This window comes from Paenibacillus sp. MY03, assembly GCF_002165585.1.
GTDB lineage: Bacteria > Bacillota > Bacilli > Paenibacillales > Paenibacillaceae > Pristimantibacillus > Pristimantibacillus agaridevorans.
The window spans coordinates 52,422-66,726 of sequence record NZ_MXQD01000039.1; the positions used below are offsets into that span (position 1 = coordinate 52,422).

Annotated in this window: 7 protein-coding genes; all 7 read right to left on the bottom strand. The window is 53.9% G+C overall.

The window, feature by feature from the left end:
* Window positions 1–76: 76 nt before the first annotated feature.
* Window positions 77–6,244, bottom strand: coding sequence for an FIVAR domain-containing protein (locus tag B1748_RS25740; protein ID WP_087570814.1), 6,168 nt, complete (start codon window positions 6,242–6,244; stop codon window positions 77–79).
* Window positions 6,245–6,299: 55 nt separating this feature from the next.
* A complete protein-coding gene (locus tag B1748_RS25745) occupies window positions 6,300–7,301 on the bottom strand; it encodes an S-layer homology domain-containing protein (protein ID WP_087570815.1) in 1,002 nt (333 codons plus the stop codon).
* Between the two features lie 190 nt (window positions 7,302–7,491).
* On the bottom strand, window positions 7,492–8,334 hold the full coding sequence (locus tag B1748_RS25750; protein ID WP_087570816.1) for a carbohydrate ABC transporter permease: 843 nt from the start codon (window positions 8,332–8,334) through the stop codon (window positions 7,492–7,494).
* A gap of 1 nt (window position 8,335) precedes the next feature.
* Window positions 8,336–9,241 (bottom strand): carbohydrate ABC transporter permease, encoded by a 906-nt coding sequence (locus tag B1748_RS25755; RefSeq protein WP_087570817.1) that lies wholly within the window; start codon window positions 9,239–9,241, stop codon window positions 8,336–8,338.
* An 86-nt stretch (window positions 9,242–9,327) separates the two neighbouring features.
* Window positions 9,328–10,674, bottom strand: a complete 1,347-nt coding sequence (locus B1748_RS25760; protein WP_087570818.1) for an ABC transporter substrate-binding protein — start codon at window positions 10,672–10,674, stop codon at window positions 9,328–9,330.
* Between the two features lie 117 nt (window positions 10,675–10,791).
* Window positions 10,792–12,561 (bottom strand): cache domain-containing sensor histidine kinase, encoded by a 1,770-nt coding sequence (locus B1748_RS25765; protein WP_087570868.1) that lies wholly within the window; start codon window positions 12,559–12,561, stop codon window positions 10,792–10,794.
* A 104-nt stretch (window positions 12,562–12,665) separates the two neighbouring features.
* A complete protein-coding gene (locus B1748_RS25770; protein WP_087570819.1) occupies window positions 12,666–14,258 on the bottom strand; it encodes a response regulator in 1,593 nt (530 codons plus the stop codon).
* Window positions 14,259–14,305: the final 47 nt, after the last annotated feature.

Genomic DNA, 14,305 nt, shown 5'->3' on the forward strand with positions numbered 1-14,305 from the left:
TTAGCAAGAGATAAGTTGTGATGTAACAGGGCTGTCCCTGAGCCAGAATCGGCTCCGGGAACAGCCCTGCCTTGCGTTATTCGTTGTTCCACTCCTCCAGCACCATTCTTGCCAAGGCGACAAGCGTCCGGATCGTAACTTTGCCTTCCTCGTACAAGTCTGCTGCCGCTACCTCGCTCCATCCTGCCTGCCCTAATGCAATGCCGTAATAACGGGCAAGCACGGACAAATCTGCGACTGTCAACCGGGTTGCGTCGCCCGCAAGCGATACCAGTTGCTTGCGGAACTCGTCCGCCTTCCGATTCAGGTTCTGAGCGGCCTCGTTCACCTGTTGCTGAGTAGAGGAGCCGCTGCCGTAAATCCCCTTCGCATCGGCAATTGCCGCCGCAAGCCCCGCCTTCGCGCCGCTCTTGTATTGGCCGATTTTAACGCCTTCCACGGCCCGATCGTAGAGAAGCTCCGCTGCCGCGATCGCTTGCTGCAGCGCCTGCTTGTTCGGACCGCCCGGCGTAACGGGAACCGTCGGCTTCATGACCGCCTCGCGAAAGGTTTCCATCGCTTGCGCCAACGTGTTTATCGCCTGGGCTACGGCATCTGCGCCCGCCAATATGTCGGCCTGCACCGCTTCCGCGGCATCGATAGCCGCTCCGAGGGCATCTATGGCCGCTTGCGGATATTGGCCCGGCAAGCTTCCGACTTGCGCCCCCCTTTGGAGCTCCCGAGCTTCGGCAAGCAGCGTGTTCAATGCCGCTTTATCCGTCTCGTTTAGCACAGCCTCCCAGCTCGCGTCCGCAACATCAAACGACATGGAGCTGCCTGATAACGCCCCCGTAAATTCGGCAATTTCCATCCCGACCGCCCCTGGCAGCACCGTATCTTTTACTTTGCCGTGCAACGTCAGCAATGGTCCGCTCGCAGCAACGGCTTCTCCGCCTTGAGCGGCGACAAGAATAATCCGGATTTCGCCTTGCTCGGGCTTAAGCGCCGCCCCGGCGATCCGCAAGCCTTCATGCGTCGAAACGATCGCTCCCGCATCTAGCCAGTTGTTGCCCGATTGGTCGGCCGTTGCGGCAAATTCCACTTGCTGAGGATTGTAGCGCATAACAAGATCAAGCGCCGTAAAGCTTTCCGCATGATCGGACAAACCTGCAGATACGCTGAAATCGCTCTTAACGCTTAGCGATGCCGGTCCGTCAAGCCATGCTTTCGGCAGCCCGGCGAGCTCATCCATCGCCGCCTGTAATTGCAGCGCGGCCTCGTACACCGCCGCGCGATCGGCAGACTCATTTGCGGCAACCGACCGCGCCGCCTCCAGCTTCGTTTGCAGCGCCATCCAACTGGCTTGCGTATACGCCGCTTCATCCAAAGCCTCCGCATCGCCGATCAGCTCGAACAGAAAGCTTCTGTCCAGCTTATAAACAATGGTGAGCGTGGGCGCGAATTGGCCCGGGGCGCTGCCGCCGGATGTATATTCCTTCGTCAGCGGGTTGCCTTCGGCGCCGGCAGACGCCAGGAACAATGTCAGCTTGTCGCCCGTATTGGCTTGCACCGTATCCATAACATCCATGCTCCAGACTCCGGAAATGCCGTGATCCGGATAATCGCTGTTCGCGGCTACGGGAGCGGATGCCGAAGGACTGTTCAAAAATGCAACAATTTGATCCGCGCTGCCCCCGAAATAATCGTTTTTGAGCTCAAGACCCAGTCGGCCCGAAGCGCCCGGCTCCGCCCAGTCATCCCACTCGAGCAAACGCGCCTGGATGACGGCCGACCGCTGATTGCCCCGGAACATGGTCAGGTTCACCGATTCGATAGCGGAGTCGCTCAGGTCGGGAACGCCGTTAAACGTAAGGAGTCCGTATCGGCGCTGCGTTTCGACATTGGCCCCGCTGTTTAAAATCGTCAGCTCCGGGCCAATGCCGGAGGCGTTATCGTTGCTAAATCGCAAGGTCGTATCCTTTTCCACCTTCAATTGAATGATGCCGTCTTCGCCCACATAGCTCTTGAGCGTTCGTGCGCTCTCCAGCTTGCCGGGTTCGGCCGCCGACACATACAGCGATCCCGATAACGAGCCGATTTGCGCAATCCGCACCGATGCCGAGCCGCCCTCCGCAATCGCCATGCCAAGCGGCTGCAGAGCCGTTGCCGTCCGGTAAACCTTCGCCACGCTGCCGTCCGCAAGCCCCTCCACCGTAACGACATCGTCAATGCCTTCCGGGCGGTTGGATACCGCAATGTCCCCCGGCTCCGGAGCGTTTGACAAGGCCGGTGGCGAGACGGTGTCCGAAAACGGACCTACCGCGCCGTCCAGCGCAATCGGAGCTACCTTGTAATAAGGCGTGCCCTGCGATGGAGTCGCCGTATCGGTGTAGGACAAGATCATCGCGTCCGCCGCTATTCTCGTCCATGGGGAGTCCGCTGCCGGTTCGGATGTACCCGGCCGCAGCTCCGGATTCGTATCGCTCGCCGCCGCATCGTAAGTACGGTAAAGGCTGAAGCCGACAGCCTGCTTCGGTTTGTTCCAGCTTATTGTTAGGCTTCCGCCCTCCAGCTTCGCTGCCGGATAGAGGTTGCCCCGCTCGCTCTCCTCTACTCGGACATCGCCGAACTGCGCCGCCTCCGCAGCCGTCACGCCCCCATATATCGCATAAGGGAACGGCGTAAACAGCTTGAAAACCGCAATCCAGCTATTGCCGTCGCGCGAAACGTAAGCGTCGACGTAATGTGAGTCGTATTCTCTCACTAGTCGGATATACGGGTATTCCTCGGCGCGCAAGCCCCGCAACCCCGCATCGAACGGACTTGCTTTCACGTTCGTCCACATATGCCTGGAGTCGCGTGTGCGGTTCTGCAATACGAGATTGCCCTCTTCATCCGCCCCGAAATAAATATATCGCGCGCTAGCGTCCAGCTTGTCGCGCAGCATGATGCCCGAAGCCGCTCCCGAATGGTTGTCGATCCGGGCTTCCACCGAACCATTGCCCGCCAGCAACTGGTGCACGTAATGGAGCGAATCGTGAATGTCCCGGTCATAGATATTGTAGTCGTCTCCTTCGCCAAACCCGGAGCCGTTGCCGCCCGAGATGGCCACGACGCCGTCCGCCGTTTGGGACTGCCCCGCGGAGATGTCTCCGATGGCGTCGGCCCGCCACGGCGCCGCAAGCCCCGCGCTTGCCGGAACGGAAAGTTCCAGCTCGGCCCGCCACGAATCGCGGCCCATGCCGTTGCCGTTTACCGCCGCCACTTTGTAATAATAAACATTGCCGTTCAGAACGCCGGAGTCCCTGTAGTCGTTGCCGGTTACGCCCGACGCGACGACGGTATACGGACCGTTTTCGTTTGAGGCGCGTTTGATCGTATAGCTTTCCGCGCCGGCGGCTGTTTTCCATGTCAGGCCCGCTTCATTGTTGCCGGCCAGCGCCTGCACGAAGTCGACATGGCCCGGCTTCGGCGCGGGATCGAACGTTTCGTTCAACTTCAAAATCATGACGCTTTGGGCCGGTACCGTTACCTTGCCGTTTGTCGCCTGCACCCTAGCTCCGGATGCCAGATCCAATACGTCATTGCCGCCGTAATCCGCAGGCAGCTCCACCTCGAAGGATTGTTTGTTGCCGTATGCTTCGCGAGTGGAGTTAAACAACAGGAAGTATTCGCCGTATCTGGCGGTCAGCAGATCGGGATGCGCGGCGTAAGCGTGATCCGCTTCGAAGTTGTCGCGCGTCACCGTGCCGACGCCCGGCTGATACGTGATAGGCGCGATCTCGCCGGCCAAAGCTTGCGGCCGGTCCCCGTCATTGCGGTGTTGATCCTCAAAAAAGTCGGCCTGAATATTGTCCATGCGCAAATAATAGTCGTCGTATCTAAATATGCCGTTTGTTGCAATCTGCACGATGGAATCGTATTCCGGCGTCATCACATGCAGCCGCCCGTTGCCCGCGAAGCCGCGGTTGCGCATATTGAGCTGCCCCAGTATCCGCGTGTCTCCGTCGCGCATCGAGAAGAAGAAATTATCCACGTCGGTCCAGGCAAACTGCTCGTAATCGGCGGGGTCAACGCCCATTTCGTCAAGCTCCTGCTCCGAATAATAAGCAAAATCGGTCAGCGGATGCACGACGCCCGCCTGCGCGCCGTCGAACCGTTCAAACTCGGCTCTGCCTTCGGAAATGTAATGATAGGTTTCGGCCAGATGATAGTCGTATTTGCTTTTGCCCATAACGCTGTTGAAGTAATTAAAATATTGGTTGTCCGCGATTTGTTGCTGGGCATAACCGACGGCTTCGGCCGCGTACGCCCAATATTCATCCCACTCCGGCCCGCTGTAGCGCTCCTCGTCGCGCGCCATCGCCATCTCCAGCGAAGCGTAATGAAGCTGCTTGCCTTCGGTAATGCGGGTAGCGTAGCCGTAATTGCCGGGATACGCCGGATTGCGCTCGTCGAGCACCTGATTCATCCGCATCATGCGGTAGCCGTTGTCGTCAAGCGTCGTATTTCGGGTGTAGCCGCGAGCATGCAGATTTTTCAGCGCCATTTTCAAAATTTCATCATTCAGCGCTTCGTCGCCCGCTTTGCCCAGCGTCTTGTAGAAGTATTCCGGCAAATAGTTGGTCGCTTCGCCGTAATTGGCGACATAGCCGTTTTCCCTCGTCAAACCCGCTTCGGTAATCGTCGTAAAATGCTCGCCGAACGGCAGCCGTCTGACCAGCCTTCCGTTATCGTCCAGCTTGCTTCGGGCCAGTCCTTTGGCGACGATTTGCTCGAAATCTTCCGTAAACACCGCCGTGGCATCGTGCAGGAACAACGAGTGGTACAGATCCAGCTCTACCCCGCTCGGCCCGACCAGCACCTCCTCGCCCAGGAACGGCCTTACGCCGATCGCCTCCAGCAAAATCTGATGGCTGCGCTCCTTGCCTTCGAAAAATTCGGAGCCGATCATCCGCAGCCCCTCGTGCGCCTCCCACGCACCTTCGTACGTGTAGAACACCTGATTGTAAATGTAGGACAGCCTTGCTCTCGCAAAATCGAAATTGGCCTTCAGCGCCCGCTCCCACGCTTCCTTGCGGCTTAACGCTCCGCCGTCCCAATCAACGCCGGCCAGCGAATAACGCCCTTCCGTCGTGCCGGTCGCGAACGGCTGCTCCAGAAATGTCTCGAACGCCTCCCGACCGTAGACGGCATCGTCGGCGATGACGTTTTCGATCAAATACAACGCTTCGCCGAGCGCTCCGTAGTAGCCGCCCCAGTCGCCTTGATGTCCTCCGCGCTGCACGTTTCTTGTATTGGCATAATAATCTTTGACATGATTGTCGATCGTTTTGAAAATCCGCTCGACGGCTGCTTTTTTCAAAGCGGGCGACGCGGCGGCCGGACACCAGTCGTAGCTCAAGCAACCCGCGTAAAACTTCAGTTCGTCCTCATATCTGACGATGGACAGCTTGGCGGTGCCGCTTGCGTCGACCTTGGCCGACAAATTGTTGAACAACGCGCGTTGGCCGGCCGTATACCCGTCGATCAACGCTTGCTTGTCCGCAGCCGTTCTTGTATCCTCCGCCACGATATCGGCAGTGTCGACGGGACCGCCGAACAGACTGCCTTGCGTCTCGCCCGATACGTCCAGAAACGCCTGGGTATGCGTATAACCGCTGTAATACCCGCGCGACGGCTCCGTCACGTTCGCCAGGAAATCCTGACTGTATGTACGAACGGTAATTTCCGCCGCTTCTTGACCGTACGTCAACTCCAGCGGCAGCATGATCGTATTGTAATAGAACCGGTTGGGCAGCACTTTTGCCGTAACGCCCGTGCTTCCGCCCGCCCTGTAATTCTGATTGCCGATGTTGATCGCTTCGTAATCGCCCTCGCGGCGATAGCCGATTTGCTCGCCGTTGATATATACGATGCTTTTGTAGGACGAAACATCGTCGCCCCAAAACTTCATCGTAAAATAGTTTTGCTTGTACGGGTCGACCTTCATCGTAAAAATAAGTTCGCCGCCGCGTGCCAGCGCGGGGTTAAGCGGATCCGCCACCCGAGCCGTCTGACCCAGTCCGCCAACAATAGCGCGGGTTGAGGTTCCTTGGAAGCGATGCTCCCCCTCCGATTCGTCATTTCCGAAAATGATCCGATCCAGCAAGCTGCTCTGCGGCGCCGCGGGCGCCGCTTCCGCCGCCTGCTTCGCAGCCGGAAGCATAGGTGCAATCAAAGCGGCAATTAGACATGTGATAAGCAATCTTGACCAATATCGCATTGTTTCTTATGTCTCCTTCCTGTCGACCAGTTCTCAACCACCCAATGAAAGATAATCAAACGCGCAACAGCCGCAGCAAATTCAGAATCATCGTTGCCGCTTCGGCACGTGTTGCGGAGTCGGCCGGCATAAAACGGTTGCCGCCCTTGCCTTTGACCAATCCCGCGTCGGCAGCGGCTTGGACATAAGGTTTTGCCCAAGCGGCAATTTCGGCGGAATCGGCAAATGTCGGCTCGCCTCCGGCTTCGACTTTTGGCGCGGCGGCGCGCACGATCATGGCCGTCATCTCCTCCCGGGTAACGAGGCGCTCCGGCCGGAACAAACCATCGCTGTATCCGTTTACAATTCCGGCCGCGGCAACCCCGGATATATACGGTCTGGACCATGACGGCAATTGTACCGAATCGGAGAAAACTTGTTCTTCTGAGGAAGCCAGCCCCAGCGCCCGGGCAAGCATGACTGCATACTCCGCGCGATTAATCGACTTATCCGGTCGAAATGTTCCATCGCTGTAACCGGTCACCCAGCCTAGCTCCACCGCTTCGGCAATATCGTTTTCTCCCCAATGGCCTCCAATGTCGACAAGCTTGACCTCCCGCTCGCCTCCCTTCGCAATCTCGGCAATCCCCGGCTTATAACTCAGCATCTGCACCTGCGAATCGACAAGCGAAGCCTCCTCCAACCGGAATACGGCCTCACCGCCGCCGACCCTATCGAACCTCAGTGTCGCAAGCTCCGCTTCGCCGCTTACTCCGGTCACTGGACCTACTTTTGTATGAGCCAGTGTCAAATTGCCTCCCTTAACCAGCGGGGGCACCGAAAACCCCGTGAAAGAGCTTTCCGATTTCAAAAATTTCATCCGCAGCGGATCGTACGACACCTGCAGCTCAAATCCGTACAGATCCGTCAGACCCGAAGCGGAAATAATCGCAATAACTTCATCTCCTTCCGTCGTTACCGACATCCGGAATTGAGGCTTGTCCGCCGCTCCCGCCATGCCGGGCATCGTTACACACAACAACAGCGCCACGAGCCAAATCATCAGCTTGCGTTTCATCTGTACAACATCCTTTCATAGTTTTACAAAAATTTACCACGGCAAGCCTACGATCACAATGCAGCTTTTTTAACAGGAAACCGGTGTTTTTTAAGATCATGGCTTATAAAGCGATCCAAAACCAAAAACCGAAAATCCTGTTGGAATTTCCGGTCCCTGATTCATTGCTATTGGGTTGCCCGCCTGGGTGCTAGCCTTTAACCGCTCCCGACGAAACGCCTTTTACGAAGTACTTCTGCAAGGACAAAAAGGCGATCAATACCGGCACCAGCGACATCGTCGTGCCAGCAAAAATCATATCCCAGCGAGATGAAAATTCTCCGACATAATAGAACAGCTCCACGATCATCGTCTTTGTCTGGCCGGATGGCAGAACAAGCATCGGCATCAGGAAGTCGTTCCAGATTCCAAGTCCTTGCAGCACGACCATGCTGGCCGTAACCGGACCAAGCAAAGGGAAGACGATTCGCCAAAATATGCCGATCCGCGTACAGCCATCGATCTCTGCGGATTCCTCTATTTCTCTCGGAACGCCCTTGAGAAAGCTCGTATACAGCAGGACGCCGAAACCTACTGACCCCGCGATGTAGATCAGTATCGGTCCGCCCAGATTGCCGAACAGCCCCATCGTCTTGAGCTGCTTGAACAGCGGAATCATGTATACCTGGAACGGAATCATCATGCCGAACAGGAAAAAGATGTAGACGGCATTCGTCCACTTGCGGTTCGTCCGTTCGATCGCATACGCCGCCATCGGGATGATGACAATCATTGCGGCGATCGAGCCAAGCGTGAGGACCGCGCTGTTTAGCATCGCTTTCGGATATTCCGTTTTGGTAAGCAAATATTTAAAGCTCTCGGTATAAAAACCTTCCGGGAACGCAATGGCGTCACGAAGAATTTCGGAGTTGGATTTAAACGCCGACATGATATTAAAGAAGATAGGAAACGCGAATAGGATCGCAATGAGCAGCGTAACCACGAACAAAATGATTTGGCCGGATGTAATCGGCTTTTTCGCTTTTTGGCCCATCTTACATCTCCACCTCCCGTTTGCGAAGCAATCGAATCTGGATAAGTGAAATAATAAGAATCAGAATAAACAATACGATTGCAAGCGCGGTGCCGAAACCCTGTCGTCCTTCGCCGAACGCAACCTTGTATATAATGTAAGTCAACGTTTCCGTGGCAAAGCCCGGCCCGCCGTTGGTCATAACCGCAATTTGATCGAACAGCTTCAGGGAGTTGATCATCGACAACATGACGCATACGGTCGTTGCCCCTGCCAGAAGAGGGAACGTAACATGCCGGAATTGCTTCCACTTGCCCGCTCCATCGATGCTTGCCGCCTCCAGAAGCTCTTGCGGAATGCCCTGCAGGCCCGCCAGATAAATAATCATGTAGTAGCCCGATGCTTTCCAAACCGTTGACAAAATAATCGATAGCAGCGCAAAATCCGGGTTGCCCAGCCAGTCTGTCTTTATAGCGCTTAGGCCCGTCATATCCAGCAGTTGGTTTACAACACCGAAATTGTAATTCAAAATAATCATCCAGATAAAGCCCATAATAATACCGCTCATCAGTACCGGGAAATAAAAGATGCTGCGGAACAAATTGCGGAACCAGCGTACTTGATCCACAAGGATAGCCAGAACAAGCGCCACCACATTTTCCAGCAGAACAAGCGCGACAGCAACGATAATCGTATTGGTCAGCGCGTTATGAACCCTCGGACTTTCCCATATTTCCTTAAAGTTGTCGAAGCCGATGTAACGAACGTTTTCGCTAATGCCGTCCCAGGACGTAAAACTAAGATAGATACTGTTGAATGTGGGAATCATGACAAACAAGGTATATAGTACAAACGCCGGCAATATAAACCATATCGCGTAGCTCTGCCACCATCTTTTCTTTTTTCTGATTACTGCCGTGGCATTCATAACGCTCTCCTCCTGCCTCTTCTGAAAGATAACCTCTGCCGCCCGGCAGAGGTTATCCCGCATGTTGATCGCCTAAGCTGTTGGCTTTATTGTTGGTTTGCTTTCACGTTGTTGTCGTATTCCGTATCGGATTGCTGCATATATTGCAGAACATCGGCGTCGTTTACGACGAGGTCTTGCAACAGCTTGTAGAACCAGTTGCGGAATTGCGGCGGAATTGCGTTCTCGCCGAACCACTGGTTGATCATCATGGACTTCTCAACCGAAGAGTCCGCCATAAGCCGAAGCACTTCTTGCATATGTTCGTTCGTCTCGTAGGTTACTTCGGCAGCCGTCGTTGGAATGCCGTTGACGGTCGCCAGATACGGGCTGTATTGCGCCGGATCAAAGAAAAATTTGATAAACGCCGAAATCGCTTCTACTTTGTCAGCATCCTTGGCCGCTTCTGCGGAAAGGGACCATCCGGCAAGGGTAGGCAAGCCGTTGACGATTACGGAGCCGTCTTTGCCCGGCAACGCGTAGAAGCCGTATTCGAAGCCGGGATCAGCCTCCGTAATTTGTCCGAACATCCAGGGACCCGAATATAGCTGCGCAGCCTTGCCCGTTACGAGCATGGAAGCCGTCTGGTTGTCGCCCGTGCTCAGCCAGCCTTTGTCCACATATTTCGTGAACAGCTCCTTATAGTCGCTAATCGCTTGTACCATAGGGGCATCGGTAAAGCTCGCCGTCTTGGCTGTGCGTTTGGAGTTCCAATCCGGATCTTCCTTGTACACGTTGTTGATCAGGAAGTAATTGACCCAGAAGCCCATATGGAAAATATCTTTGCCGCCCGCTACAATTGGGGAAATTCCGCTGTCGAGCAGCTTATCCTGTATCGCGATAAACTCGTCGTATGTCTTCGGAAGCTCTGTAATTCCGGCATCGGCGTATGCTTTTTTACTGTAAATAATGCCGTTGGGCGCATTGCCTGTAAGCGGAGCATTATATTTTTTGCCATCATATTCCGGCAGGAAGGTAAACAGGCTGTGCAGCCCTTCCGGCAGCTCGGCCAGCTTGCCCGCATCCGCGAAAACTTTCGTATCGCGCATTTCCACCAGGTCCGGGAATTCTCCGACCGCGTCTTTTGTTTTCAGCCAGTCCAGATAGGAGTCGCTTGTCGTTTCGCTGATGTTTTTAACCGTAATGTGCGGGTTAGCCGTCGTAAAAGCGTCAATCGTTGTTTCAATCGCTTGTTTCGTAGCCGGATCGCCCGTTGCGTACGCTACGGAAATCGTCACTGGCTTATTGCTTTCGGCAGCATCCGTTCCTGCCGGCGAAGCGCTTGGCGAACCGTTATTCGCACCGGAATTGTTGTTGTTCCCGCCGCAAGCGGTCAGTACTAACGAAGCAGCCGTAACAATGGAAAATAACTGAAATAATGTTTTTTTGGCCATCTTTCTGTAAGCCTCCCTTTATTGAGTACCAGGTTGTAAGGATGTTGTTTTCCTTGATCTAAGAGTATCATCCGCCAAAGTCGTTATGAATGAAGTTTTTTAAGCCGCATATGCGGCTTATTTAAGATGTTTGGGGAGGATCGGCAATAATAATTGCACCGAGGTTCCCACATGCTCCATACTGTTGATCGTTAAGCCGTAATCCTCTCCGCATATCGTTTTGATGCGGTCGTGGACATTTTTCATGCCGATGTTTTTGCTTGGCGCCTTGGATTCCGCAAGCAACTGCTGCAGTTCCAGCAGCCTGTCCTCTCCGATGCCCGCACCGTCGTCGTAGATCGTTACGACCAGCTTGCTGCCGGCAACCTCCAGCGATACAAGCACGCTGCCCTTCCCGCCCTTGGGGCGAATGCCATGCTGGATCGCGTTTTCGACGATGGGCTGCAGCGACAGCTTTAGAATGGGGTAGTCTCTTCTCACCTCTTCGGCGATTTGCAGCCGGAGCTCGATTCGGTTTTCGTAACGAACGCGAATAATATAAAAATAGTCCTCCAGATGGTTCAATTCTTCCTGAACGGATACCCAATCCTCTCCGTAGTCGATCACGTATTTCAACTGATTGGACAATGCCAAAATCATATCGGCGACTTCTTCGTCATCGTTGTAGACGGCATTCATCCGAATGACTTCCAGCGTATTGTACAAGTAATGGGGACGTATCTGGCTTTTCAACGCGCTGAGCTCGGCTTGCTTTTGCTTGATTTCCGCGACGTACGCATCATTGATAAATATTTTGAGCCGATCCACCATTCGATTAAAGCCAAAGGCCAGCCTGCCAAGCTCGTCCTTGCCGTATCTCTCGATGTGCGTGTCCAGATTCCCCATTTCGACCTTATTCATATGCAGCAGCACATTGCGAATAGGGGCCGCGAGCCGCTTGGAGAACCAGGTTCCCATTGCCAGCAGCACGATCGAACAGACGATAATGGCGATATAGACGGTCGATTGAGTGGATGTCAATTGCTCGAACAGCCCATTTTTGGATACCCGCATAAAAACCTGTCCCTTTAGATAGGGAACCTCATCGCTAAACGTCAGATAACCGCTGTCGTCGGAACGATCCAATACGGAGATCGCTTCTCCGTCTGCCGCTTCCTTGCTGCTGTAGTAGACTTGATTGTCGCTGTCGAGGACGTAGAGCTCATCATCTCCGGACAAGTTCGTTTCCTGCAGCAGACTATCCAGCACCCCCGCGTCTACGTCGATAAAAAGACTTCCTACTACTTTAGGGTCCGGAGTCAGCGTGCCGGAAATATCGATCAGGTTGCGCGCGAACGTAATCACCTTCTGATTCGGCGCGTTGTAATAATATTCGCCATGGGTCGGATAGATCGACAAGTAGTTGGGACGCTCCTCCAGCGGCTTCAGCCATTGATCGATGGGCAGTTTATCCGCGAGAAGAGGTTTGCTTTGCTTCGTCTGATAATAAATCTTTTGATCCAGCGCTCTTACGAAATAGACGCTTCGAATATGCTTGTCGCTGTATAACACTGTTCTTAAAAACGCGCCGATAGGAACGCTGTTGATCTGCTCGAACTGGTTTACGTTAGCCGTCTGGTCTACGGACAACGTAGGCGAATAACCCTCGTATCTGCCTGTGTACATAAGTCTCGTTATTTCGTCGTAATCCGAAAAAAAGTTGTTGATATTATAGCTCAAATATAAGGACATCTGCTTTAAATTGTTGATCGTAAACTGCTGAACATGACCGCTGAATGCCTGCAGCGAAAAGATGCTAAGCGCAATTAGCGGTATCAAGCCGACCAGCAAAAACGCAGCCGAAAACTTTACAAAAATACTGTTCCACCACTTCCGCAAGATAGCCAACGCCTCCCACTCCCCGATTAATAAGCAAGAAAGCATGTCCCGCCATCCGCGCATGTTCCATATGCGCAAAGCGAAGCATGCTTCCATCCAACGTTCCTATCCTTTTATTGCCTTAATGCTTGTTTGTACTCTTGCGGCAGCTTGCCTGTCTGTTTCTTGAACATATCGCTGAAGTGGCGGGCGTTATTGTAACCCACCTGCTCCGCGATTTCGTAGATCATCATATCTGTATGCGTCAGCAGCTCCATTGCCTGCTTCATTCGCAGATCCGTAACGTATTGCTTGAAATTGCGTTTCATATGTTTCTTGAAAAAGCTGCTGAAGTAATACGGGTTCATAAACGCGATGCCCGCCACCGACTCCAGGGAAATATCTTCTCTATAATGCTCATCGATATAGGCCGCTATACGGGCTATTAACGTTTGTTCCTTGATCCCCGGCTTGTCGCCGATCCGATTGTACAGCTCCAGCAGCATATCGTATATCCCGTCGCATAAATCCTTGTAAGTGACATAGGTTTCCAGCCGTCCCTGCAAATGCTGGATGTCGAAGCCGAGGTCCGACATGGGGACATCCGCTTTCTTGACCTCTTGCACGATAAAGAGCATTGACGAAAAACAAGTGGATACGGCAAGCTGCCGGTTGCCGATCGTCGCGCTTTCGATTAATCGCAGCAGCGTTTGCATCGAAGCTTTCGCACCGGACCAGTCGCCCCCGGTCAGCGACTTGATTATGCCGGACTGGAGCGTAAACCATTCGTTTTCGCTGTCCTTGCGTTGCTCCAGCTTGCGGTACGGGATGACACGGTTCAGACCTTCGTAATAGGTCATCTCCAACGCTCTTTTTGCCTGATCGCCGGATTGCTTGAGCCCAAACAGGTTTCTTGCCGGTTCGCCCACGCCGACGGAAACCTTGAGTTTCAAATAGTCCGCTATATTGCGGCGGATGGCATCGGCCAACCGAAGCGGCACATCCTCCGAGGTATGGTTAAGCACGAAAATATGGGCTCCGTTCTGAATGAAGGAGTATCCTTTCCCGTATAAGCCTAGACTTTCTTGCACAATGTTATGAATGGCGAACTCCACCAGCTTCTGCGTTTGCGCCGGCCAGCGCTCGCTGTCGTTGCCCGAAGGGTCGATGCCGAGAATACCGATCGTATATAACGAATCATCCAGCTTCTCGAGCAAATACGGGTAACCCTCCGACTGCTCGGAAAACGTTCCTTCGGCAAGCTGGGCCAGCCATCCGCCCACTTCGTCGTCTCTGTTTTTGCGCTCCAGCAAGTTCAGCTTGTCCCGGATCCGCCCTTCCTCGTTTTCCTCCGAAATTTGGCCCAGCGTCTTCTTGATGACGGCCTCCAATTCCGTTTTTTTAACGGGCTTGACCAAATAATCGACCGCGCCGTATGCGACGGCGTCTCTGGCATAAGCGAATTCCTGATACGCGCTGATAAATACAACTTTGATCGGCAGCTGCCGTCGCTTGATTTCTTTAATGATGTCAATGCCGCTGAAATAAGGCATATTAATGTCGCTGATGACCACATCGGGCTTATAGGTCTCGATGGCCTCGAACAGCTCTTTGCCGTCGTAAGCATAACCCGCAATTTCCATGCCGTGTTGATCCCATGGAATCAGCTTGGTGAGCCCTTTCAATATGATCGGTTCATCGTCGGCCAGCACTACGGATATTGCCATTCGGCGACACTCCTTCCTCGTTCAATCATCTATACAAGCTAGTATAC